Here is a 20,718-nt window from a genome sequence, read left to right as displayed (position 1 = left end):
TGCCCCCTCTTCGAAGAAGCTCCCCGTGCAAGGTGGAGGTTCAAATGCACAATCTACTTGTTCGGACTTACTGCTGCGTCCACGCAGTCCTCGGGATCAACGCGCTCTTCGATTGTCCTTTTCATCACGTCATCGCGGCGAGCCTGTATTTCACGTTAGCTGTCGCCGCGCATAAAATCTATGCCAAGCCAAAGGCGCCCGCGCCGCCCTCCGACGACGCGAAATAGCCGACGGGCCCGTGGCGAAAGCGGGGAGCGCGCGCCCCGCCTTCGCGGCGTGTCCGGCGGCTCGGCGTTGCCTCCCCTCCCCGACGTGATAGCGTTCGGCAAAACAACGCACGGGAGGACGGCGCATGGCCAAGGTCGGTTATTTCACGGTGGGGTCCAACAGGCTCGAAGAGGCCAAGGCCTTCTACGACGCGCTGCTCGGCTCGATCGGCATGGCGTCGGTGCACGAGCACGCCTCGGGCGGCCGGCTCTATCGCGGCAAGGGCACGGGGCTGTTCGGCGTGCTGGGGCCGTATGATGGCAACCCGGCCTGTATCGGCAACGGGTCGATGGGCGGCTTCAGCTTCGACAGCGTCGAGGAGGTCGCGGCCTTCCACGCCAAGGCCCTGGAGCTGGGCGCGACGTGCGAGGGCGCGCCGGGCGAGCGGATGCCGGGCGTCTATTTCGCCTATTTCCGCGACCTGGATGGCAACAAGCTCTGCGGCTACAGGTTCGGCTGACGATCGGGGCCTGAGCGCGGCCGGAACCTTGGCCGCGCCCCTCGCATTTCCCTTTTCCGAACTCGGGCGCGCGAAGTGTCCGGACGGAAAGGAGACGTGGACATGCTTGGCACGATCCTCATCATCATCCTGATCCTGGCCCTGGTCGGCGCCCTGCCGGCCTGGGGCCACAGCCGCTCGTGGGGCTACTATCCCAGCGGCGGCCTGGGCCTGATTCTGATCATCCTGATCATCCTGGTGCTGCTGGGCAGGATCTAGCGACACCCCTGGGGACACACGCATGCGTGTGTCCCCGACCACGCGCACGTTCCCGCTCTCGTCGCCTCGCCCCATTCCTTGGCGATCGATGTTCGCCTAAGGTCGCGGCAAGATCAGAGTCGCGGGGGCAACATGACCGACACCACCATGCCGGCGGCTCTCGCTCCCATGAGCCCCTGGCGGCGCACCCGGGCCATCCTCGGCGGCTCGGCCGGCAACCTGGTCGAATGGTACGACTGGTTCGCCTACGCCGCCTTCTCGATCTATTTCGCCAAGGTCTTCTTCCCCAAGGGCGACCAGACCGCCCAGCTGATGCAGACCGCCGCCATCTTCGCCGTCGGCTTCGGGGCCCGCCCGGTCGGCGCCTGGCTGATGGGGCTCTATGCCGACCGCAAGGGCCGCAAGGCCGGCCTGACCCTGGCGGTCGGGCTGATGTGCGCCGGCTCGCTGGTCATCGCCCTGTGCCCCGGCCACGCCACCATCGGTGACGCCGCCCCGGTGATCCTGCTGCTGGCCCGCCTGCTGCAGGGCCTGTCGGTGGGCGGCGAATACGGGGCCAGCGCCACCTACATGAGCGAGATGGCCGGCAAGCAGCGCCGCGGCTTCTGGTCCAGCTTCCAGTACGTGACCCTGATCATGGGCCAGCTGGTGGCGGCCCTGGTGCTGGTGATCCTGCAAAACACCCTGGACAAACAGCAGCTGGCCGACTGGGGCTGGCGCATCCCGTTCTTCGTCGGCGCGGCCCTGGCCGTGGTGGTGTTCTGGATCCGCACCGGCATCGAAGAGAGCGTCTCGCACCAGAACGTCACCCGGCACGACCCGATCAGCACCCGGCAGGTGGCCAGCGTCGGCGGCCTGCTGCTGCTCACCGTGGCGGCGATGATCGTCGGCTTCACCGCCTGGAGCTTCGCCGGCGCGGCCCAGGGCGCGTCGGTGGTGCTGCTGCTCCTGACCTATGTGGCCCTGGCCGCGCCGCTGGTCTCGCGCCATCCCAAGCAGACCCTGGCGATCATCGGCCTGACCGCCGCCGGCTCCTTGGCCTTCTACGCCTACACCACCTACATGCTGAAGTTCCTGACCAACACCGCCGGCTTCTCCAAGGCGACGGCGGGGGCGATCAACCTGGCCACCCTGGCCGGCTTCATGTTGATCCAGCCGCTGTTCGGCTGGCTGTCGGACAAGCTGGGGCGCAAGACCATGCTGGTCTTCGCCTTCGGGGTGGGCGCCCTGATCGCCTGGCCGGTGTTCACCCTGACCGCCAAGGCCGCCAGCCCGCTGATCGCCTTCGGCCTGATCTTCGCCGCCCTGGTCGTGCAGTCGGGCTACACCTCGATCAGCGCCGTGGTGAAGGCCGAGCTGTTCCCCACCCATGTGCGCGCCCTGGGCGTCGCCCTGCCCTACGCCATCGGCAACGCCGCGTTCGGCGGCACGGCCGAATATGTCGCCCTGTGGTTCAAGCGCGAGGGGATGGAAAGCGGCTTCTACCTCTATGTGTCGGCGATCATGGCCGTCGGCCTGGTCGTGGCGCTGCTGCTACGCGACACCGGCAAGCACAGCCTGATCCTCGAGGACTGATACCGGTCACACACCCCTTTCACCGACTCTCGTTCCAGACCTAAGCTCGCCCCATGCACCTTCCGTCCCTGCCCCTGCCGATCCTCGACATCGTCGTCCTGACGTTCTTCATCTTCTGCTGGCTGTTCTACGAACCGCTGCTGAAGCGGCTGGGTCACGCGCGCAACGTCATCAACACCGACATGACGGTGATCCGCCGGCGGTGGATGGCCGAGATGGCGGTGCGCGAGGTCGCCCTGCTGGACGGCCAGCTTCTGGGCCACGCCATCAACTCCGCCTCGTTCTTCGCCTCATCCAACCTGATCCTGATCGCCGCCGCGGCCGGGGTGCTGTTCGGCGGCGACAGCGCCTGGAAGAGCATTGAAGACATCGCCGGCCTGGCGCCGGCCTCGTCGCAGCTGTTCCAGATCAAGCTGGGCCTGGTGCTGATCGCCCTGGCCCGGGGCCTGCTCGACTTCATCTGGGCGATCCGGCAGATGAACTATTGCCTGGCCGCCATCGGGGCGACGCCGATGTGGGCGCCGCGCGCGGTGCTGGAAGACTATGCCGAGGCCGCCGGCGGCATCCTCAACCCGGCCCTCTCGGCCTTCAACGCCGGGGTGCGGGGTTACTACTTCGCCCTGGCGGCGGCGGCCTGGGTGCTGGGCCCGATCCCCTTCGGCGTGGCCACCGGCGGGGCCATGGCCTTGCTGCTCTGGCGCCAGCGCCGCAGCGCCGCCTCGACCGCCGTGCGCAAGATCCGCGAGATCCTCGAGCGCCAGCCGGTGATCACCGGCCCGCACCTGCCCAAGGACGAGGAAGCGGTTTAGAGCCCCAGCTCCGCCCGCGCCTTCCGGGTCAGCTTGGCGGCGATCAGGCCGTGGGCGGTCTTCAGCCAGTCGGCGACCTCGGCGTCGTCCTGGGAGGCCATGTCGTCGAAATGCAGCCACTTGGCCCGCGCCAGATAGGGGGCCGGCGTGGCCCGGCCGGTCTCGCTCAGCACCTCGAACGCCACGTCCGAGGCCTTCAGCGAAAAGCCGTTGCGACCGACCGCCCCGCCCATCACGGCGAACATCTTGCCGCCCACCTTGTAGACGTGGTCGTCGCCCCACTGGATGGTCATGGTCGCGCCCGGCAGGGCCATGGCGGCGGCGTCGAAGGCTTCGGGGGTCATGGCTCGAAGTCGTCTCCCGCGGGTTCGACCGAACAGAACCGCTCGATCCAGGTCGCGAAGCTGTCGGCGGCGACGGTCACGCTACCGTCGTCATGGTCCCAGAACCACACGGTCGCGTGATCCGCGCCGGGCCCGGCGTCGAAACAGAACAGGTTGCCCCCGCAATCGTGGGCGAAGGTGACGAGGTGGTCCGGCATGCCGCCGCCCCGCCAATCGTCCGTGAGCCGGACGATCTCCTCGGGCGCGAGGAAGTCCGACACGTCGGGGAAATCCAGGTCGGCCGCCAGGATGCCGTCGAGCAGCGCGATGGTCGGCCGGGGTAGGCCGTGCGCCAGGACCGCCTGTCGGTAGTCCCCGGGCAAGACAAAGCCGAACCGCGCCTCGACGGCCTCCAGGCCGGGCCCGGAGACCTTCTCCGGCGGATAGTCTTCGTGCGTCCACTTTTCAATGAATCGTTCGAGGGACAAGCGGCGCTCCAATCGTCAAGCCTCGACGGCTACGCCGATTGGGCAATCCACACCGGTTCCGCCGACGCCGCAATAGCCCTCGGAATTCTTGGCCAGGTATTGCTGGTGATAGGCCTCGGCGAAATAGAACGGTCCGGCCGCGCCGATCTCGGTAGTGATGTCGCCCAGGCCCTGGGCGTCGAGGGCCTGCTGATAGGCCTCCTTGCTGGCCACCGCCGCCGCGGCCTGCGAGTCGGAAGTCACGTAGAGTCCCGAACGATATTGCGCGCCGACGTCGCCGCCCTGGCGCGGGCCCTGGGTGGGATCATGGTTTTCCCAGAAGGCCTTGAGCAGGGTCTCGTAGCTGACGGACCGCGGATCGAACACCACCTGCACCACCTCGGCGTGGCCGGTGCGGCCGGTGCGGACCTCCTGATAGGTGGGGTTGGGCGTGATCCCCGCCGCGTAGCCGGCGGCGGTGACATGGACGCCCGGGATCTTCCAGAAGATCCGCTCCACGCCCCAGAAACAGCCCATGGCGAACACCGCGATCTCCGTCCCGTCGGGATAGGGCCCCTTCAGAGGATGGCCGTTGACGAAGTGGGTCCGGGCCGTCGGGATCGCGGCCGCGCGCCCCGGCAGGGCGGTGTCGACGGTCGGCAGGTCCAGGGTTTTCCTGGTCAGCGGCATGGCCTGGCCTCGATGAGCAACCCACCGGTCAATATAAGTCGCCGGCGGCCACGTTTCATCCCGCAAGGCGGCTTGTGCCCGCAACCTTCCTGAGTATATTGCGCCCCTTCCTGCGTCGGGGGCTTCAACCGCCTTCTACATCTGGTGCGCATGGTGAGGTGGCCGAGTGGTTGATGGCGCACGCTTGGAAAGCGTGTTTAGGTGAAAGCCTAACGAGGGTTCGAATCCCTCTCTCACCGCCACCGCTCCATCCGCCCCAACTTCCCTCCGGCGCTATTTGATCGCGGCGATGCGGGCGTCGTAATCCTGGCGCATCGCCTTGATCTCGTCGATGACCGCGTTCGCGGCGTCGACCTCCTTGGACGCCCATCCCGCCGCCTCGGCGACATCGTTCAGCTTCTTTCGCTTGGCGTCGAGGACGGCTTCCTTGGCGTCCCGCTCCTTGATCAACACGTCACGCCTTGCGCTGAGGTCGTCCGCCCGGCGGACCACCTCGATCGCCTCGCCGACCGTCGCGGGGTCCTTTCCTTCCGATGTCACCAAGGTCGAGCCCATGGCGCCCAGCGGGCTGGCCATCACCGTCCGGTTCATCAGATAGTGCGCGAAGAGCTTACGTTCCTGAGGCTCCAGGCGGTTGACGACGCGCTGCAGCTTGGCCTGGTCTTCAAGCAATTCCGGCGTCAGCTTGGTCGAGCGCACGTCGCCGCTACACGCCGACAGCCAGCACGCGGCGACAAGCGCCAAAAGGGTGGAAATCTTTCTCACGGCCATGCCCCCAACCCCGCCTCTTGGCTTCCGACGCTAGACCGGAAGCCAGGTCGTTAGAAGCCGGAAACTCAACCCTCGCGATCTCGCCCCCAGGGATTGAGCCGCCGATCACCTCGCCGCCGCATGGAGCCGCTTGCCGGCCTCGCCGCGGCGCCCCGATTTGACATTGGCGGCCCCAGCCCCCATCTTACAGTCACCATGCGCCAGTTCATGATCTTTTCGAATGGACTGAACCGCGCCGGACGCCTGATCAAAGGCCTCTGACCCCCGAGTTCGCGCCATGCGCAAACCAGAACTCGGGGCGACATTGAAACTCCACATGGCTCGTCTTTCCAGGATCGACCGCTAGACGGTCGGCTCCGGCTCACGCCGCGCTTGATCCTGACGAAAAGCGCCGTGTTCTTTCCTCGAGAGCCCCAGATCGGACGAAATGCTCGCGCCACAGGGCGCGCGCCTTATCGAGCCTTCACGGACCCGCCTTCCAGAAGAAGCCCCGGTCCAGGCTCAAGCCAAACCTAGAAAGCCAACATGACGACCGTTTCCACTCAAACCCTTACCCCCCAGGCCCGCCCCACGATCTATGTGACCGAGGCCGATTTCGAGATCCTCTCCAACCTGGCCGACGCCACCGCCGGCCGCGCGCCGGGCGGCCGCGTGCTGGCGCAGGAGATGGCCCGCGCCCTGATCGTCGAGCCCGGCGAGGCGCCGCGCCCGTTCGCCCGCATCGGCTCGACCATCGACTACCAGGACCTGTCCAACGGCCAGACCCGCAAGGTCCGCCTCAGCCTGCCGCGCGACGCCAGCATCGACGACAACCGCATCTCGGTGCTCTCCCCGGTGGGCGCCGCCCTGGTCGGCATGACCGCCGGCGAGACCTTCCAGTGGACCGACCCCGAGGGCCGGGCGCGCGGCGTCCGCGTCCTGGCCATCAAGGCCTAGAACAGGTCCGGACCGTTGAGATCGGGAAGCGCGGTACGTCCTTCGAGGCCCTCCTCTGGAGGGCGCCTCAGGATGAGGAATTCAGCAACAACACTCCTCATCCTGAGGTGCGTAGCGTAGCGAAGCCTCGAAGGACGCAGGGCGCTCGCCGAAGGCGACAGAACGCGCCCGGCCACCCCAGACGCTATCGACTCGCAAGTCGCCCGCCAGCCTTGCGCCACCCCGGTTTTGATCTCAAGCTCATGAGCATCTGGCCCTGTTGCTGACGCGCCAGCCGTCACGCGGGACCGCCGGGAGTGGCGCCGTGTTGAAACGTCTCCTCGTCGGATTGCTCGCGGCGGTGGTCGTGGCGATGGTCGGTTTCGCCGCCTTCGCCTGGCGCCCCTCCATCGGAAAGATCACCCCACCGGCCGCCTCCGGCTTCTCGCCGGCGCTGGTGGCGCGCGGCGAGGTCCTGGCCGGGGCCGGCTACTGCTCGACCTGCCACACCGCCAAGGGCGGCCAGCCGTTCGCCGGCGGCTATCCGATGCAGACCGGCTTCGGGACGATCTACTCGACCAACATCACCCCCGACGCCAAGACCGGCATCGGGACCTGGTCGGAGGCCGCGTTCCGGCGGGCGATGCACCAGGGCGTGGCCCGCGACGGTTCGCACCTGCTGCCGGCCTTCCCCTATGACCACTTCACCAAGCTGACCGACGCCGACGTCTCGGCCCTCTACGCCTATATGATGACCCGGCCGGCGGTCGTCGCCCCCGACAGGCGCAACGGCATTGCCTTCCCGCTCAACATCCGGGCGCTGCAGGCCGGCTGGAAGCTGCTGTATTTCCGGCCGGGCCGCTTCGAGCCGGACGCGGCCAGGAGCGCCGAGTGGAACCGCGGGGCCTATCTGGCCCAGGGCGTCAGCCACTGCGGCGCGTGCCACACGCCGCGCGGCGCCCTGGGGGCCGAGAAGCGCGACAAGGCCTTCGCCGGGGCGGCGATCGACAACTGGATCGCTCCGGCCCTGACCGCCGCCAACCCCTCGCCGGCCCCGTGGGACCGGGCCGAGCTGGTGGCCTATCTGCGCACCGGCGTCAGCCACTATCACGGTGTCGCCGCCGGCCCGATGGCGCCGGTGGTCCATGACGGCCTGGCCAAGCTGCCGGACGCCGACATCCGGGCCCTGGCGGTCTATTTCGCCGACACCGACGGCGCGGCCGGCCGGGCCGCCAGCCTCGCCCCGGCCCTGCAACGGGCGGCGGCGGCCGATCGCCTGAACGTCGGGCCGCAGACCGACCCGTCCGCCCGGCTCTACACCGCCGCCTGTGCGTCCTGCCACTATAACGGAGCCGGCCAGCCCGCCCCGCTGCGGCCGGACCTGGCCCTGAACAGCGCGGTCAACCTCGACGACCCGACCAACCTGGTCCGCGTCGTGCTGCATGGCGTCGGGGCCAGGGAGGGCGCGCCGGGCGTGGTGATGCCCGCCTTCGACCGCCTCAGCGACGCCGACATCGCGCGGCTGGCGACCTATCTGCGCGCCACCCGCACCGACAAGCCCGCCTGGCCGAACCTGGAAAAGAAGGTCGCGGCGATCCGCGCGCAGGGAAAGTGACCCAGCCATGACCCAGTTCACGATCAACGGTCGCGCGGTCTCCATCGACGCCGACGAGGATACGCCCCTGCTGTGGGTGATCCGCGACGACATCGGCCTGACCGGCACCAAGTTCGGGTGCGGCATCGGGATGTGCGGGGCCTGCACGGTCCATGTCGGCGGCCGGGCGACACGGTCCTGCATCACCCCGCTCGGCGCGGTCGACGGGGCCGAGGTGACGACGATCGAGGGCCTGGACCCGGCCGGCCAGCATCCGGTGCAGCAGGCCTGGCTGGACCTGCAGACGCCGCAGTGCGGCTACTGCCAGTCGGGCCAGATCATGCAGGCGGCGGCGATGCTCAAGGACTTCCCCGCCCCCACCGACCAGGACATCGACGCGACGATGAGCGGCAACCTCTGCCGCTGCATGACCTATGTCCGCATCCGGGCGGCCATCAAGCAGGCGGCCGCGGCGATGGGCGGCCAAGCGCTCAGCACGTCGGGAGGCAAGTCGTGAGCCGGCTGCCGCCCAAGGGCGAACAGGGAAGCTTCCTGTCGCGTCGTAATTTCCTGGTCGCCTCGACCGGCGCGGGCCTGGCCTTCGGCTTCTCGGCCCTGGTCGAGGCGGCGATGGACCCCGCCGCGCCCGGCGGCGCGCCCATGGCCAAGACCGGCCCCCAGTTCGAGCCGACCCTGTGGTTCGCCATCGACGGCGACGGGATCGTCACGGTCAACATCATACGCGCCGAGATGGGCCAGCACATCGGCGCCGCCCTGGCCCGTATCCTGGCCGACGAGCTGGAGGTCGCCTGGGACAAGGTGCGCATCGTCCACGTCGACACCGATCCCAAATGGGGCCTGATGGTCACCGGCGGCAGTTGGTCGGTGTGGCAGACCTTCCCGATCTTCAGCCAGGCCGGCGCGGCTGGACGGATCGCCCTGGTCGAGGCCGGGGCCAAGCTGCTGAACGTGTCGCCGGCCGGCGGCGCGGCCCGGGACGGCATGGTGCATGTCGGCGGCCGGTCGATCTCGTATGGCGACATCGTCAAGCGCGGCGGCGTCGCCCGCCAGTTCACGCCCGAGGAGCTGGCCAAGCTGCCGATCAAGCCGGCGGCCGACCGCAAGCTGATCGGCAAGCCGGGCAAGGCCCTGGACATCGCCGCCAAGACCAATGGCACGGCGATCTACGGCATCGACGCCAAGGTCCCGGGCATGGTGTTCGCGCGGCCCAAGCTGCCGCCCACCCGCCAGGGGTCGAAGGTGCTGTCGGTCGACGACGGCGCGGCCAGGAAGGTCAAGGGCTACCTGCGCTGCCTGACGCTGGACGACCCGTCCGACACCGTGCCCGGCTGGGTGATGGTGATCGCCGAAAGCTATCCCGCCGCCATTCGCGCCGCCGACCTGGTCAAGGTCAAATGGGCCGCCGGCCCGGGCGCGGACGTCTCGGAAAAGGGTCTGCAGGACCATGCCGCCGCCCTGATCGCCAAGGCCGACGGCGGCGCCCTGCTCGACACCAAGACCGCTGACCCGGCCCCGGCCTTCAAGGCCGCCAAGTCGGTGCTGGAACAGACCTACACCGCCGCCACCGTCCTGCATTTCCAGCTCGAGCCGCTGAACGCCCTGGCCTTCGAGAAGGACGGGGTGATGGAGATTCACACCGGCAACCAGTGGCAGAGCCTGATCCTGCCGACCCTGGCCAAGGCCCTGGGCCGGGCCGAGACCGGCATCGTCATGCGCACCTACATGCTGGGCGGCGGTTTCGGTCGCCGGTTGAACGGCGACTACGCCGTGCCCGCCGCCCTGGCGGCCAAGGCCCTGGGCAAGCCGGTGAAGATGGTGCTGACCCGCGAGGACGACGTCCGCTTCGACTCCGTCCGCTCGCCCTCGGTCCAGACCCTGCGCATGGCCTTCGACGGGGCCGGCGCGATCACCGCCATGGAGCACCACGCCGCCGCCGGCTGGCCGACCCTGGCCAACGCCCCGGCCCTGATGCCCAAGGGCAAGAACGGCGTGGCCTACGACCCCTTCGCCATCTCCGGCGCCGACCACTGGTACGAGGTCGGGGCCCACAAGGTCCGGGCGATCAACAACGACCTGGCCAACAGCACGTTCCGGCCCGGCTGGCTGCGCTCGGTCGGTCCGGGCTGGACCAACTGGGCGCTGGAAAGCTTCATCGACGAGGCCGCCCACCACCTGAAGACCGACCCGGTGGCCCTGCGCCTGAAGCTGCTGACCGGCGCGGGCGCCAACGCCGGTAGCGACGCCAGCACCGTCGGCGGGGCCAAGCGCCAGGCCGAGGTCGTGCGCCGCGCCGCCCAGGCCGCCGGCTGGGGCCAATCCCTGCCCAAGGACACCGGCCTGGGCCTGGCCACCAGCTTCGGCCAGGAGCGCGACATGCCCACCTGGGTGGCCTGCGCCGCCCGCGTCCACGTCGACCGCGCCACCGGCGTGGTCACGGTCCAGAAGCTGACGATGATGACCGACGCCGGCACGATCGTCGACCCCGACGGGGCCCGGGCCCAGACCGAGGGCGCCGCGCTGTGGGGCCTGAGCATGGCCCTGCACGAGGGCACGGCGTTCGAGAACGGCCAGGTCAAGGACGTCAACCTCGACACCTACACGCCGCTGCGCATCGCCGACACGCCGGAGCTCGACATCCAGTTCGTCGACAGCACGCAGGTCCCGGTCGGCCTGGGCGAGCCGGCCACGACAGTGGTCGCTCCGGCCATCGCCAACGCCATCTTCAACGCCGTCGGCGTCCGTCTGCGCCACATCCCGATCACGCCCGAGGCGGTGCGCCTGGCCCTGGCGGCGGGCAAGCCGGCCTAGCCCGCCGGCTCCACGAAGGTCTTCAGGCGCGCCAGGGCGTCGTCCCAGTGGCCCGACACCCGGTCGAGATAGGCGCGCGCTTCGTCGATCGTCTCGCGGCGGGCGGCGAAGCGGCTTTCGCGGCCGACCCGCAGGCTGGCCACCAGGCCGGCGCCTTCCAGCACGCGCAGGTGCTTGGTGATGGCCTGGCGGGTCAGCAGGGTGTCGGTCGACAGTTTGGCGATCGACCGCGCATCGCCGTCGCTGAGTTTCATCAGCAGCGACAGGCGCGTGCGGTCGCCCAGGGCCGCGAAGATCGGCGCGGGGTCGGCCCACCCCGCGCCAGATTTGCCGACGTCAGGATTCAACATGGGCCTGGATGTTCTTGATCTGCTCGGCCCAGCCCCCGTCGTTCATCCGGAAGGCTTCCTCGCGGCGATAGGCGGGCACCTTGTCGAAGCCGGACTCGACCACGACCAGGCGCGTGCCGGTGGCGATCGGCTCGAGCTTGAACTCGACCAGGGTCGGTTCCTCCTTGGAATAGTCGATGTCGGGATCGACACCGTAGGGATGCCAGGTGAACGAGAACAGTCTCGGATGGTCCATGGTCACCACCTGGGCCTGCCAGGCCAGGTGCTCGTAGCCGGGATAGGTGATGTGGCCGGTCGACGGCTGGCCGGCGACGAACGGCCCGTCCAGCTTGACGCGGAACCATTGGCCAAATTCGTTGAAGTCGGTGATGGCGCGCCAGACGCGCTCGATGGGCGCGCGCAGGTCGATGGTCTTTTCGATGCGATCGGACATGATGGCAACCTCCTGGTTGCCTGTTTGTGACTCCGCAGGATCAGATAAGCAACCCTTAAGTTGCCCAATAAACCCGCTCATCCCGGCGAACGCCGGGACCCAGATCCCATAGCGGTGTGGATGATTGGAAGGGCTCAGAGTCCTTGGCGTCAGCCTCAAAGCCATTCCATCTGGGTCCCGGCGTTCGCCGGGATGAGCGGTGTTTTGGGGTAGCTAGTCCTGCTCTTCCGTCACCGGATCCGCCGCCGACACCGCGCCGTCCTTGTTGGTGTCGTGGGTCACGAACATCCGCCAGCCGGAGTATTCGAACTCGGCCGGGGTGATGCCGCCGCTCTTGTCGGTGTCGAGCACGCCGAACCGCACCTCGGCCTGACGCGTCTGGCGCTGGCGCTCCTCTTCCTTCTTCTCGGCCGTGTCGGTCGAGGCGGCCAGGCGCTTGGTCAGGCGGGCGGTGAACTCGCCGACATATTCGTCGTGCGACAGGGCGCCGTTCCTGTCGGCGTCGATGCCGGCGAACTGCTTTTCGCGGCCGGCCTTGAACTCTTCCTTGCTGACCGAGCCGTCGCCGCCGGTGTCCTGCTCCTTGATGAAGGTGTCGCGGGCGTGGGAGGCGGCGAAGGCGGGGGCGGCGACACAGAGCGTGGCGGCGGCCAGGAGGGCGATCTTGATGTTCATGGGACGGGTCCTTAGCGCAGGGATTCGAAGGTCAGGGCGTAGGTGTAGCTGTGGCCGGTCGCGTTGGTGGCCGCCCCGGTGGTTTGGGGCGCGACCCGATAGCGGGCCTGGATCTGGTAGACGCCCGAGCGCTCGACCTTGACCGTGAAGCGGCCCTGGTCGTCGCTGACCAGATTGACCGGCGGGGCCTTGGTCTCGGCGTAGCGGTCGTCGCCGGCGTGCAGGGTGACGGCCTGGCCCTTCACCGGCTTGCCGTCGAACAACACCACGAACCTGGCGTCCTGGCCGGTGAAGATGCTGCTGGGATGGGTGACGGCCACGAATTCGAGACCTTTGCCAATGGGCGCCAGGGCCGCGGCATTGGGCGCGCCGCGGGTCACATAGACATCGGCCAGGGTCAGGCTCTGCATGTCCACCGGGGTCGTCCCGGCCGGCGCCTTGGTCGGGTCCTCGAGGAACTCCCACTCGCCCTTGACCAGCACGGCCTTGGCGGTGCGGCCGGTGCGTTGGCCGGTGGTGACGCGATAGGTGCCGGCCGTCTCGGTCGGGACCTCGACCAGGGCCAGTTCGCGCAGGTTGGTCGCCGTCAGCGGCCGACGCACGCCGTCGGGACCGACCACCGCCCAGGCGTCGGACTTCATCACCACCTCGGGGCTGAAGAAGCTTTCGGTGAACGAACCCTGCACGGTCACCAGCTTGCGGTCGGTGACGTCGAAGGCGCTGGGCAGCAGGTAGGGCGAGTGGGCGGTGGCCGCCCCGGCGAGGGTCACGCCGGCCAGCAAGGTGGCGGCAAGGATCGAGCGGCGCATGGCGGTCTCCAGGAGTCGGTGCGAAAGCGTCGCCACACTGTGTATTGCTCATGATTCTGAGAATCAATTGCATTTAGCTTGACCGAGGCGGGAGATGGCCGTAGCTCGACGCCGAAAGATGCGAATGGTTCGCATTTATGCCGGCGCTCGTTCACGCCGGCGTTTGGGGGCCCCAGAATGTCTCGTTCCAAACTCGTCTGTTTCGCCGCCGCTTCGGCCACCGCCCTGCTCTGCGCCCAGGCCGTTTTCGCGGCTGAAACCTCGGCCGACGCCGTCGCCGAGCTCGACAAGGTGACCGTCACCGCCACCCGCTCGGAGAAGAAGCTGCAGGACGCCCCGGTGACGGCCAGCGTCATCTCCAGCGAGGAGATCGAGGACGGGCTGGTCAAGGACATCAAGGACCTGGTGCGGTTCGAGCCCGGCGTCTCGGTGCGCAGCGCGCCCGCCCGCTTCACCGCCGCCGGCGCCTCGACCGGCCGCGACGGCAATGCCGGCTTCAACATCCGCGGCCTGGAGGGCAACCGCGTGCTGATCCTGGTGGACGGCGTGCGCGTGCCGGACGGCTACGCCTTCGGGGCCCAGAACATGGGGCGCGGCGACTATGTCGACCTGGACCTGCTGAAGTCGGTCGAGATCGTGCGCGGCCCGGCCTCGGCCCTGTACGGCAGCGACGGCCTGGCCGGTTCGATCAACTTCTTCACCAAGGACCCGTCTGATCTGCTGAAGGCGGGCAAGGCCTTCAGCCTGCGGGCCCGGGCCGGCTACGCCTCGGCCGACGAGAGCTGGACCGAAAGCCTGGTCGCCGCCGGCCGGCAGGGCCGCTGGGAAGGCCTGGTCGCCTATACCCGCCGCGACGGCGAGGGCCAGAAGACGGCAGGGACCAACGACTCGGCCAATACCGACCGCACCACCGCCAACCCCGAGGACAACAGCTCCAACGCCGTCCTGGCCCGGGTGGTCTATAATCTCAGCGACCAGAACCGCTTCCGCCTGACCTACGACCACCTCGACCGCGACGTCGACTGGACGGTGCTGAGCGCCATCGCCAAACCGCCGCTGGTCGCCACCAGCGTGCTGGGCCTGACCGCCTTCGACCGGATGAAGCGCGACCGCGTCACCCTCGACCACCGCTTCACCGGCGGCCAGGGCCTGATCCGCTCGGCGACCACCACGCTCTATTACCAGAACAGCACCACCCGGCAGTATTCGGCCGAAGACCGCAACACCGCCGTCGACCGCACCCGCGACGCCAGCTTCGACAACGAGGTGTTCGGGGCGGCCCTGGAGCTGAAGAGCGAAGCGGCCTTCGGTGGCGTCACCCACAAGATCGTCTGGGGCGGCGACGCCTCGATCACCCGCCAGGAGGGTATCCGCGACGGCACGGTCCCGCCGGCCGGCGAGGTGTTCCCCACCCGGGCCTTCCCGACCACCGACTACACCCTGGCCGGGGCCTATGCGCAGGACGAGATCGCCATCGGCCCGGTGACCTTCTATCCGGCCCTTCGCTACGACTACTACAAGCTGGAGCCCAAGCGGGACGCCCTGTTCACCGCCAATGTCCCGGCCAGCCAGAGCGACTCCCACCTGTCGCCGAAGCTGGGCGTGGTGTGGAAGGCGACCGACCTGGTGACGGTCTTCGCCAACGCCGCCGCCGGCTTCAAGGCCCCCTCCCCGTCGCAGGTCAACAACGGCTTCGCCAACCTGGCGTCCAACTACATGTCGATCTCCAACCCCGACCTGAAGCCCGAAACCAGCGAGACCTTCGAGCTGGGCGTTCGCCTGAACCGCGCCCGGTGGAACGCCAGCGTCACCGGCTTCACCGGCAAGTACGACGACTTCATCGAGCAGGTGCAGGTGCGCGGGACCTTCACCCCCACCGACCCGGCGGTCTACCAGTACATCAACCTGGCCAAGGCCGAGATCACCGGGGCCGAGGCACGGGCCGCCGTCGAGCTGGGCGCGGGCTTCACCCTGCAAGGCGCGGCGTCCTACGCCCGCGGCCATTCGGAAACCGACGGCAAGAAGACGCCGCTGACCTCTATCGATCCGGTCAAGCTGGTCGCCGGCCTCGGCTACCGCGACCCGGCCGGCCGGTTCGGCGGCCAGCTCAGCGCCGTCCACTCGGCCCGCGAGTCGGCCAGCCGCGCCGGCGTGAAGTGCGCGGCGACCGGCGCGGCGACCACCTCGTCGGACTATTGCTGGATGCCCAAGGCGTTCACGGTCTTCGACCTGACCGCCTACTGGAACCTGACCGACAGCGTCACCCTGCGCGGCGGCGTCTTCAACATCACCGGCCAGACCTATGCCTGGTGGAGCGACGTGCGCGGCCTGGCCGACAGCTCGACCGTCAAGGACGCCTACACCCAGCCCGACCGCAACTACAGCGTCTCGCTGGCGGTGAGGTTCTAGCCCAAACGCGCTTTCCCTCCCCCTTGCGGGGAGGGKGGCCCCGAAGGGGTCGGGTGGGGGAGCCGCCGCAATGACTCCCTGCACCGGCCCCCACCCGTCGGCTTCGCCGCCACCCTCCCCGCAGGGGGGAGGGAAGGTCGCATGGGACTTGCGGTCGGCGACCAAGGTCGACTACGACCCAGGTCATGAGCCCGCCCGCCGCCGCCGACCGCTACATCCTGATCCTGCAATGCCCCGACCGTAAGGGCGTGGTGGCGGCCGTGTCCGGCTTCCTGGCCGACAACGACGCCTCGATCGTCGAGAGCAGCCACTTCAACGACGGCCAGGCCGACCAGTTCTACATGCGCACGGTGTTCCGACCGGACGGCGACATGCCGCCGATCAACGACCTGCGCCAGGGCTTCGAGCTGATCGCCAAGCGGTTCTCGATGACCTGGTCGCTGCACGACGCGGCCGTGAAGCCCAAGGTGCTGATCGCCGTCTCCAAGTTCGGCCACTGCCTGTTCGACCTGCTGCACCGCTGGCGCGCCGGCCTGCTGCCGGTCGAGATCGTCGGGGTGATGTCCAACCACGAGGACATGCGCTCGTTCACCGAATGGAGCGGCATCCCGTTCTTCCACCTGCCGACCACGCGCGACAACAAGGCCGCGCAGGAGGCCGACTTCCTCAAGCTGGTCGACGACCTGGACGTCGACCTGGTGGTGCTGGCCCGCTACATGCAGATCCTGTCGCCGGCCCTGTGCGCGCGGCTGTCGGGGCGGTGCATCAACATCCACCACTCGTTCCTGCCCAGCTTCAAGGGCGCCAAGCCCTATCACCAGGCCTTCGAGCGCGGCGTGAAGATCATCGGGGCCACGGCCCACTACGTGACCACCGACCTGGACGAGGGCCCGATCATCGAGCAGGGCGTCCATCGGGTCGATCACAGCCACACGCCCGACGACCTGGTGGAGTTCGGCCGCGACGTGGAGTGCACGGTGCTGGCCCGGGCGGTGACCTGGCACGTCGAGCACCGGGTGCTGATCAACGGCGCCAAGACGGTGGTGTTCGACTAAGGACGAGCCACCTAAACCCTCTCCTGTAAGGAGAGGGAGGGGCCCGCGCCGCAGGCGTGGGAGGGTGAGGCGTTACGCTGTTTCAGATCTGGGCAGGGCGGTGGGGATGGGCGGTTGACGTCTAAACCCCTCACCCTCCCACCGCTATCGCGGCGGGCCTCCCTCTGGGAGAGGGTTTCTCAATTTCACACCCCGTCCACCAGCCCGTGCTCCGCCGCCAGCGGCAGCCACAGCGCCAGGTCGGCGATCATTGCGCCGGTCTCGCGCCCAGTGGCCCGCGCCGCCCGGGCGGCGGCGACGTGGACGTCGTCTCCGGCCTCGCCCAGCGCCTCCAGCCAGGCGAAGCGCCACGGCGTCAGCCTGTGGACCGCGACCCGGTAGCGGCTGCGGGCCACGGCGACCGGAGTCGGACAAGGTTCGGGCGGATCGATCGGGCCGCCGCGATCGACGGCGGCCAGCAGCGGGGCCGGGTCGAAGCCCAGGTTCAGCAGGCGCACGCTGTCTGGCCGCCGCAGCCGGGCGCCGGGCGTCAGCAGCAGGTCGACGGCCGGCGGCGGTCCGGGACGGCGCTCCACCCCGGCCGCCCGCTGGACCTCGGCCCGCGCCCGGTCCAGCCGGGCCAGGTCGGCCGGCAGGGCCGAAAGAGCGCCGGGGCCCTGGTCACCCGGCGGCCGCGTGGCCTCCAGGAAGTCGGCGAAGCCCGCGCCCAGCGCATAGAGGCTGGGATCGCCGGGCGGCTGGCTCTCGATGTAGCTGGCCGCGAACAGCTGGAACACCTGCTCGCCGGCCAGGGCCTTGAGGCAGGGGAATTCGGCGGAAAGGCACTCCGCCAGCCGGGCCCGATAGCCGCGGGCGTAGAGGGTCAGGCGCTGGGTCGCCGACAGCCGGTCGTCGCCGACGATCAGGTCGTCCAGGCCCGGCGGCGCCACCCGGCCCAGGATCGCCCCCTGCATCCAGCGCTGCAGGACCGGCAGGTCGGGCTCAGCCATGGGCGCGCGCGGCGGTCGGCGACGGCGCCGCCGGTCGCCAGCCTTCCCGCACGGCTCTGGCCTTGGCCAGCTCGGCCAGCAGGTCGGGCCAGGCCGGGATGTCGGCGTCCCATTCCAGCAGGGTCGAGACCCCGCCGGTCCGGGCCTGGACCCGGGCATACAGCGGCCAGACCGCGTCGGGCACCGGGGCGTCGTGGGTGTCCATCAGGTGCGTGCCGAAGTCGCTGGGTCCGGCCAGGTGCGTCTGGACGATCCGCTCGGCGGGGATGGCCTCGACATAGGTCTCCGGGTCGAAGCCGTGGTTGAAAGCGCTGACATGCACGTTGTTGACGTCCAGCAGCAGGCCGCAGTCGGCGGCCTGCGCCATCCGGGCCAGGAACTCCCATTCGGGCATCTGGGACGAGCGGAATTCGAGGTAGCTGCTGGGGTTCTCCAGGATCAGCGGCCGGCCCAGGCGGTCCTGCACGGCCTTCACCCGGTCGACCACATGGGCCAGGGTCGCCTCGGTCAGGGGCAGCGGCAGCAGGTCGTGGGTGTTGAGCCCCGCCACCCCGGTCCAGCACAGGTGGTCGGAAATCCAGGCCGGCTTCACCCGGTCGGCCAGGGCCGCCAGCTTGTCGAGATAGGCCAGGTCCAGCGGGTCGGCGCCGCCGATCGACAGCGACACCCCGTGCATCACCACCGGGCGATGGGCGGCCACCACCTCGAGCACGTGGGCGGCGTAGCCGGCGTGGTCGAGGAAGTTCTCGCTGATGATCTCGAACCAGTCCACGCCCCAGTCGGCGGGCGCGGTGGCCATCAGGTGCGGGAAGTGCGGCTCGCGCAGCCCCACCCCGTCGCCCAGGTTCGGCAATCCGAAACGGGGTTCGTCCATCAGGTGGACGGCGGGAAGACGAGGCGCAGGTTGTCCGCGGCCGGCGGACCGGCCGGAATCGGCTTGCCCCGGTGCGCCATCACCGCCTGGTAGGCGCGGTAGGCCACGTCGTGCACCTTCTCGCCGCGGTCGTAGAACATCGGCTCGCCGAACGGCACGGACATCCAGCCGTCCTTGCCCTTGTCGTCCTGCACATAGTCGAACAGCTGCATCTGGCCGCCGCCCGGGAAGACCTGCGAGGCCGAGATCGGCACGGCGCAGCCGCCAAACCCGCCGCACTTGTTGTCGCTGGGGGCCGAGTACAGCTTCTGGGGCGGCAGGCCGCAGCCAGCCGCCACCCCGGGAGACGACTGGTCGTCGGTGACGGCGGCGACGGTCCGCACCACCACCGCCGAGCCGCAGTTGCCGCCGCCACCGACTGGCTGCACGAAGCCGCAGCCGCCCTGGGCGTGGCAGAGGTTGGAGCCCCGGCAGGTGTGGAAGATCTCCACCGCGGCGCAGCTGTTGTCGCCGGTCCGGTCGAAGTCCAGGCCCTGGCAGGAGTGGTAGAGCTTGCCGGAGGTCGGCTCGCCCAGGCCGATCGACAGGTCGGGGGTCAGGCCCAGCACCGCCCAGGCGATCGACATGCGGTCGCCGGAGCCGGCCATCGACGGGAACGGGAACAGCACCGGGCCGGTGGCCGGCGGCGTCCAGTAGTCGTCCAGCACCTTGGTCACCCCGGCGATGGCGCCGATCACCGCCTGGCTCAGCAGCTTGTGGCTGTCGGCCCGCGCCGCCGGATCGTTCAAGGCGTTGAGCGCCGTGGCCAGCTCGTCCGGGGTCGGCAGCTTCAGGGGATTGGCCGGGTCGTAGCCCGGGCCCACCAGCTGATCGGCGGTCCAGCCGCCGGACTTGGCCAGCCATTGCGGCCAGGTGACCACCTGGGGCAGCAGGTCGCGAACCTTCTGAAAGCGCTCGTAGTGATCCAGGCCGTCGTTGTCGTAGCGGGCCACGGCGTCGGCCGAGCGGATCTGGGCGCCGGTGTCGTCATAGCTGGGATAGTCGGCCCGCAGGGCGGTGTCGGACGGCTGGTACTTCGGCTTGACCGCCTTCAGCAGGGCCGGGCGTCGGACGATCTCGCTGCCCTCGCCCTGGTCGGTGATGGCGTCCATCATCGCGATCATCTGCTCGTAGGCGATGGCCTTGTCCGTCGTGGCGATGGTGGTCTCGAAGCCCATGAACTCGCGCATCGGGTGGCCGGGCGAGGAGAAGCTGTTGAACAGGTCGTTCTGCACGGCCGAGGACTTGAACACCGCGTCCCACAGGGTGGAGCCGTCGGTATAGGTCAGGCTCAGATAGTCGTAGTAGCACTGGTACATCCAGCCGATGGTGCCGAACATCGGCAGGGGCTGGCCGGGCTTCCAGGTCGCGAACGGGACCGTGGGGAAATAGTCATTTTCCTTGCCGGGCTTGATGTTGGCCTTGGCGTCGATCTCCGGCTGCTCGATGGCCAGGAACAACCGCACCAGCGTTTCCGACAGCGGCCCGACGTTCACCGGCACGTCCTCGTGGGCGACGGTGTCCCTCAGGTCGATGATGTTGGGAATGACGCTGTTGCTCGGGCCATAGCAGGTCCAGCCGTGACGGTCGTCCTGCAGGGCCGTGGCGGTGAAGCTGGGACTGACGCCCACCACCGTGGCCATGTTGGCGGCCATCTGCAGGTGCAGCATCTCCTGGATGAACACCGAGAAGACCAGGTTGAACGCCTGGTCGTTGGCGGTCTTGGGACTGGCCGAGGTCTTGGAGCCCGGCCACAGCCGACCCTGGTAGAAGTCGTTCCCCTGCCCGGTGATCGCGTGCATGCCCTGGATCGAGTAGAGGCTGGTCATGTAGAGCGGGATCGTGAACAGCTCGACGTCGACCGCCGCCTGGGCGATGGCCCGCAGGGCCTGGCCGTCGAGCCGCTTGAACGACGGATCGCGCGGCGCCTGGGCGCTGGCGCTGAGGGTGCGGGTCACGGCGTCCTCCGATCTGACCGGCGCTTCTGACGGCGGGCGCCTGTTGAGCAGCCGGGCGACTCGGCCCGACCGTTCAACAGCTTAGGTTGCGCCAGCATCAAAGCAATATCCTTGATTGAGCGCGTAGCGTCCCCCTAGAGCGTTTCCCGACCTGATTGCATCAGGCCGG

At 69.0% G+C, this 20,718-nt stretch carries 22 protein-coding genes and 1 tRNA gene; 12 read left to right on the top strand and 11 right to left on the bottom strand.

The features are described from left to right. Positions 1-44 precede the first annotated feature (44 nt). The 5 genes from ASD79_RS23705 to ASD79_RS04515 all read left to right on the top strand — a co-directional run bounded on the left by ASD79_RS23705 (position 45) and on the right by ASD79_RS04515 (position 3,369). The gene (locus tag ASD79_RS23705; RefSeq protein WP_156400356.1) at positions 45-227 is read left to right on the top strand and encodes a hypothetical protein; all 183 of its coding nucleotides are present in this window, start codon (positions 45-47) and stop codon (positions 225-227) included. A 125-nt stretch (positions 228-352) separates the two neighbouring features. Further along, the gene (locus tag ASD79_RS04525) at positions 353-727 is read left to right on the top strand and encodes a VOC family protein (protein ID WP_056719807.1); all 375 of its coding nucleotides are present in this window, start codon (positions 353-355) and stop codon (positions 725-727) included. Between the two features lie 102 nt (positions 728-829). Further along, the gene (locus ASD79_RS23115; RefSeq protein ID WP_082584793.1) at positions 830-985 is read left to right on the top strand and encodes a DUF3309 family protein; all 156 of its coding nucleotides are present in this window, start codon (positions 830-832) and stop codon (positions 983-985) included. A gap of 132 nt (positions 986-1,117) precedes the next feature. Then, positions 1,118-2,560, top strand: a complete 1,443-nt coding sequence (locus tag ASD79_RS04520; RefSeq protein WP_056719806.1) for an MFS transporter — start codon at positions 1,118-1,120, stop codon at positions 2,558-2,560. 74 nt (positions 2,561-2,634) lie between these two features. Next, positions 2,635-3,369: a DUF599 domain-containing protein gene (locus ASD79_RS04515; RefSeq protein WP_056719901.1), complete on the top strand. Its 735-nt coding sequence runs from the start codon at positions 2,635-2,637 to the stop codon at positions 3,367-3,369. Here ASD79_RS04515 and ASD79_RS04510 read toward each other — a convergent pair. Genes ASD79_RS04510 through msrA form a run of 3 tightly spaced genes read right to left on the bottom strand, consistent with a single transcriptional unit; the run spans position 3,366 to position 4,849 of the window. Continuing rightward, a complete protein-coding gene (locus ASD79_RS04510; protein WP_056719805.1) occupies positions 3,366-3,713 on the bottom strand; it encodes an MmcQ/YjbR family DNA-binding protein in 348 nt (115 codons plus the stop codon). The two genes, ASD79_RS04515 and ASD79_RS04510, sit on opposite strands and share 4 nt — an antisense overlap. After that, positions 3,710-4,180 carry an SMI1/KNR4 family protein gene (locus ASD79_RS04505; RefSeq protein ID WP_162252332.1) on the bottom strand — a complete coding sequence of 157 codons (471 nt, stop codon included), beginning with the start codon at positions 4,178-4,180 and terminating at the stop codon, positions 3,710-3,712. Before ASD79_RS04505 ends, ASD79_RS04510 begins: the two co-directional genes overlap by 4 nt. Positions 4,181-4,195: 15 nt before the next feature. Next, on the bottom strand, positions 4,196-4,849 hold the full coding sequence (msrA, locus tag ASD79_RS04500; protein WP_056719803.1) for a peptide-methionine (S)-S-oxide reductase MsrA: 654 nt from the start codon (positions 4,847-4,849) through the stop codon (positions 4,196-4,198). 152 nt (positions 4,850-5,001) lie between these two features. On the opposite strand from msrA, the gene ASD79_RS04495 reads away from it, so the two are divergent. Beyond that, positions 5,002-5,091: transfer RNA gene (locus ASD79_RS04495), tRNA-Ser, on the top strand. A 31-nt stretch (positions 5,092-5,122) separates the two neighbouring features. Here ASD79_RS04495 and ASD79_RS04490 read toward each other — a convergent pair. Next, positions 5,123-5,614 carry a hypothetical protein gene (locus tag ASD79_RS04490; protein ID WP_156400355.1) on the bottom strand — a complete coding sequence of 164 codons (492 nt, stop codon included), beginning with the start codon at positions 5,612-5,614 and terminating at the stop codon, positions 5,123-5,125. Between the two features lie 531 nt (positions 5,615-6,145). Between ASD79_RS04490 and ASD79_RS04485 the strand changes: the two genes are divergently transcribed. From ASD79_RS04485 to ASD79_RS04470, 4 genes are all read left to right on the top strand, one after another. After that, positions 6,146-6,556 carry a GreA/GreB family elongation factor gene (locus ASD79_RS04485; protein WP_056719801.1) on the top strand — a complete coding sequence of 137 codons (411 nt, stop codon included), beginning with the start codon at positions 6,146-6,148 and terminating at the stop codon, positions 6,554-6,556. 304 nt (positions 6,557-6,860) lie between these two features. Continuing rightward, a complete protein-coding gene (locus ASD79_RS04480) occupies positions 6,861-8,150 on the top strand; it encodes a cytochrome c (RefSeq protein ID WP_056719800.1) in 1,290 nt (429 codons plus the stop codon). Between the two features lie 7 nt (positions 8,151-8,157). Continuing rightward, positions 8,158-8,646, top strand: a complete 489-nt coding sequence (locus tag ASD79_RS04475; protein ID WP_056719799.1) for a (2Fe-2S)-binding protein — start codon at positions 8,158-8,160, stop codon at positions 8,644-8,646. Next, entirely contained in the window at positions 8,643-10,958 is a 2,316-nt protein-coding gene (locus tag ASD79_RS04470) for a xanthine dehydrogenase family protein molybdopterin-binding subunit (RefSeq protein WP_056719798.1), read from the top strand. The genes ASD79_RS04475 and ASD79_RS04470 overlap by 4 nt, the downstream gene beginning before the upstream one ends. On the opposite strand, the gene ASD79_RS04465 is transcribed toward ASD79_RS04470, so the two are convergent. The 4 genes from ASD79_RS04465 to ASD79_RS04450 form a co-directional block, all read right to left on the bottom strand. Next, a complete protein-coding gene (locus tag ASD79_RS04465; protein ID WP_056719900.1) occupies positions 10,955-11,308 on the bottom strand; it encodes a helix-turn-helix transcriptional regulator in 354 nt (117 codons plus the stop codon). The two genes, ASD79_RS04470 and ASD79_RS04465, sit on opposite strands and share 4 nt — an antisense overlap. Further along, positions 11,295-11,741, bottom strand: coding sequence for an SRPBCC family protein (locus ASD79_RS04460; RefSeq protein ID WP_056719797.1), 447 nt, complete (start codon positions 11,739-11,741; stop codon positions 11,295-11,297). Before ASD79_RS04460 ends, ASD79_RS04465 begins: the two co-directional genes overlap by 14 nt. Before the next feature lie 213 nt (positions 11,742-11,954). Further along, positions 11,955-12,416, bottom strand: a complete 462-nt coding sequence (locus tag ASD79_RS04455) for a hypothetical protein (RefSeq protein WP_056719796.1) — start codon at positions 12,414-12,416, stop codon at positions 11,955-11,957. Between the two features lie 11 nt (positions 12,417-12,427). Next, entirely contained in the window at positions 12,428-13,225 is a 798-nt protein-coding gene (locus ASD79_RS04450) for a DUF4198 domain-containing protein (RefSeq protein ID WP_056719795.1), read from the bottom strand. A 177-nt stretch (positions 13,226-13,402) separates the two neighbouring features. Between ASD79_RS04450 and ASD79_RS04445 the strand changes: the two genes are divergently transcribed. Together ASD79_RS04445 and purU are read left to right on the top strand one after the other, a co-directional pair. Beyond that, positions 13,403-15,634, top strand: a complete 2,232-nt coding sequence (locus ASD79_RS04445) for a TonB-dependent hemoglobin/transferrin/lactoferrin family receptor (protein ID WP_056719794.1) — start codon at positions 13,403-13,405, stop codon at positions 15,632-15,634. A 185-nt stretch (positions 15,635-15,819) separates the two neighbouring features. After that, the gene (gene purU / locus ASD79_RS04440) at positions 15,820-16,689 is read left to right on the top strand and encodes a formyltetrahydrofolate deformylase (protein ID WP_056719793.1); all 870 of its coding nucleotides are present in this window, start codon (positions 15,820-15,822) and stop codon (positions 16,687-16,689) included. A gap of 185 nt (positions 16,690-16,874) precedes the next feature. On the opposite strand, the gene ASD79_RS04435 is transcribed toward purU, so the two are convergent. The 3 genes from ASD79_RS04435 to ASD79_RS04425 are packed head-to-tail and all read right to left on the bottom strand — an operon-like array spanning position 16,875 to position 20,549. Beyond that, complete coding sequence (locus ASD79_RS04435) at positions 16,875-17,678, bottom strand: DNA-binding domain-containing protein (protein ID WP_056719792.1); 804 nt, start codon at positions 17,676-17,678, stop codon at positions 16,875-16,877. Continuing rightward, positions 17,671-18,552 carry a DUF692 domain-containing protein gene (locus ASD79_RS04430; protein ID WP_056719791.1) on the bottom strand — a complete coding sequence of 294 codons (882 nt, stop codon included), beginning with the start codon at positions 18,550-18,552 and terminating at the stop codon, positions 17,671-17,673. The genes ASD79_RS04435 and ASD79_RS04430 overlap by 8 nt, the downstream gene beginning before the upstream one ends. Further along, positions 18,552-20,549 carry a ferritin-like domain-containing protein gene (locus ASD79_RS04425; protein WP_056719790.1) on the bottom strand — a complete coding sequence of 666 codons (1,998 nt, stop codon included), beginning with the start codon at positions 20,547-20,549 and terminating at the stop codon, positions 18,552-18,554. Before ASD79_RS04425 ends, ASD79_RS04430 begins: the two co-directional genes overlap by 1 nt. Positions 20,550-20,718 lie beyond the last annotated feature (169 nt).

The organism is Caulobacter sp. Root655, from assembly GCF_001427665.1.
In the GTDB taxonomy this organism is placed as follows: domain Bacteria; phylum Pseudomonadota; class Alphaproteobacteria; order Caulobacterales; family Caulobacteraceae; genus Caulobacter.
This window is presented reverse-complemented; position numbering and strand designations above follow the sequence as displayed.

Bases quoted from the DNA above. Each gene is read 5' to 3' on its own strand.
- ASD79_RS23705 (WP_156400356.1), top strand. From the start codon at position 45: ATGCACAATCTACTTGTTCGGACTTACTGCTGCGTCCACGCAGTCCTC.
- ASD79_RS04525 (WP_056719807.1), top strand. From the start codon at position 353: ATGGCCAAGGTCGGTTATTTCACGGTGGGGTCCAACAGGCTCGAAGAG.
- ASD79_RS23115 (WP_082584793.1), top strand. From the start codon at position 830: ATGCTTGGCACGATCCTCATCATCATCCTGATCCTGGCCCTGGTCGGC.
- ASD79_RS04520 (WP_056719806.1), top strand. From the start codon at position 1,118: ATGACCGACACCACCATGCCGGCGGCTCTCGCTCCCATGAGCCCCTGG.
- ASD79_RS04510 (WP_056719805.1), bottom strand. From the start codon at position 3,713: ATGACCCCCGAAGCCTTCGACGCCGCCGCCATGGCCCTGCCGGGCGCG.
- msrA (WP_056719803.1), bottom strand. From the start codon at position 4,849: ATGCCGCTGACCAGGAAAACCCTGGACCTGCCGACCGTCGACACCGCC.
- ASD79_RS04485 (WP_056719801.1), top strand. From the start codon at position 6,146: ATGACGACCGTTTCCACTCAAACCCTTACCCCCCAGGCCCGCCCCACG.
- ASD79_RS04475 (WP_056719799.1), top strand. From the start codon at position 8,158: ATGACCCAGTTCACGATCAACGGTCGCGCGGTCTCCATCGACGCCGAC.
- ASD79_RS04465 (WP_056719900.1), bottom strand. From the start codon at position 11,308: ATGTTGAATCCTGACGTCGGCAAATCTGGCGCGGGGTGGGCCGACCCC.
- ASD79_RS04460 (WP_056719797.1), bottom strand. From the start codon at position 11,741: ATGTCCGATCGCATCGAAAAGACCATCGACCTGCGCGCGCCCATCGAG.
- ASD79_RS04455 (WP_056719796.1), bottom strand. From the start codon at position 12,416: ATGAACATCAAGATCGCCCTCCTGGCCGCCGCCACGCTCTGTGTCGCC.
- ASD79_RS04450 (WP_056719795.1), bottom strand. From the start codon at position 13,225: ATGCGCCGCTCGATCCTTGCCGCCACCTTGCTGGCCGGCGTGACCCTC.
- ASD79_RS04445 (WP_056719794.1), top strand. From the start codon at position 13,403: ATGTCTCGTTCCAAACTCGTCTGTTTCGCCGCCGCTTCGGCCACCGCC.
- purU (WP_056719793.1), top strand. From the start codon at position 15,820: ATGAGCCCGCCCGCCGCCGCCGACCGCTACATCCTGATCCTGCAATGC.
- ASD79_RS04435 (WP_056719792.1), bottom strand. From the start codon at position 17,678: ATGGCTGAGCCCGACCTGCCGGTCCTGCAGCGCTGGATGCAGGGGGCG.
- ASD79_RS04430 (WP_056719791.1), bottom strand. From the start codon at position 18,552: ATGGACGAACCCCGTTTCGGATTGCCGAACCTGGGCGACGGGGTGGGG.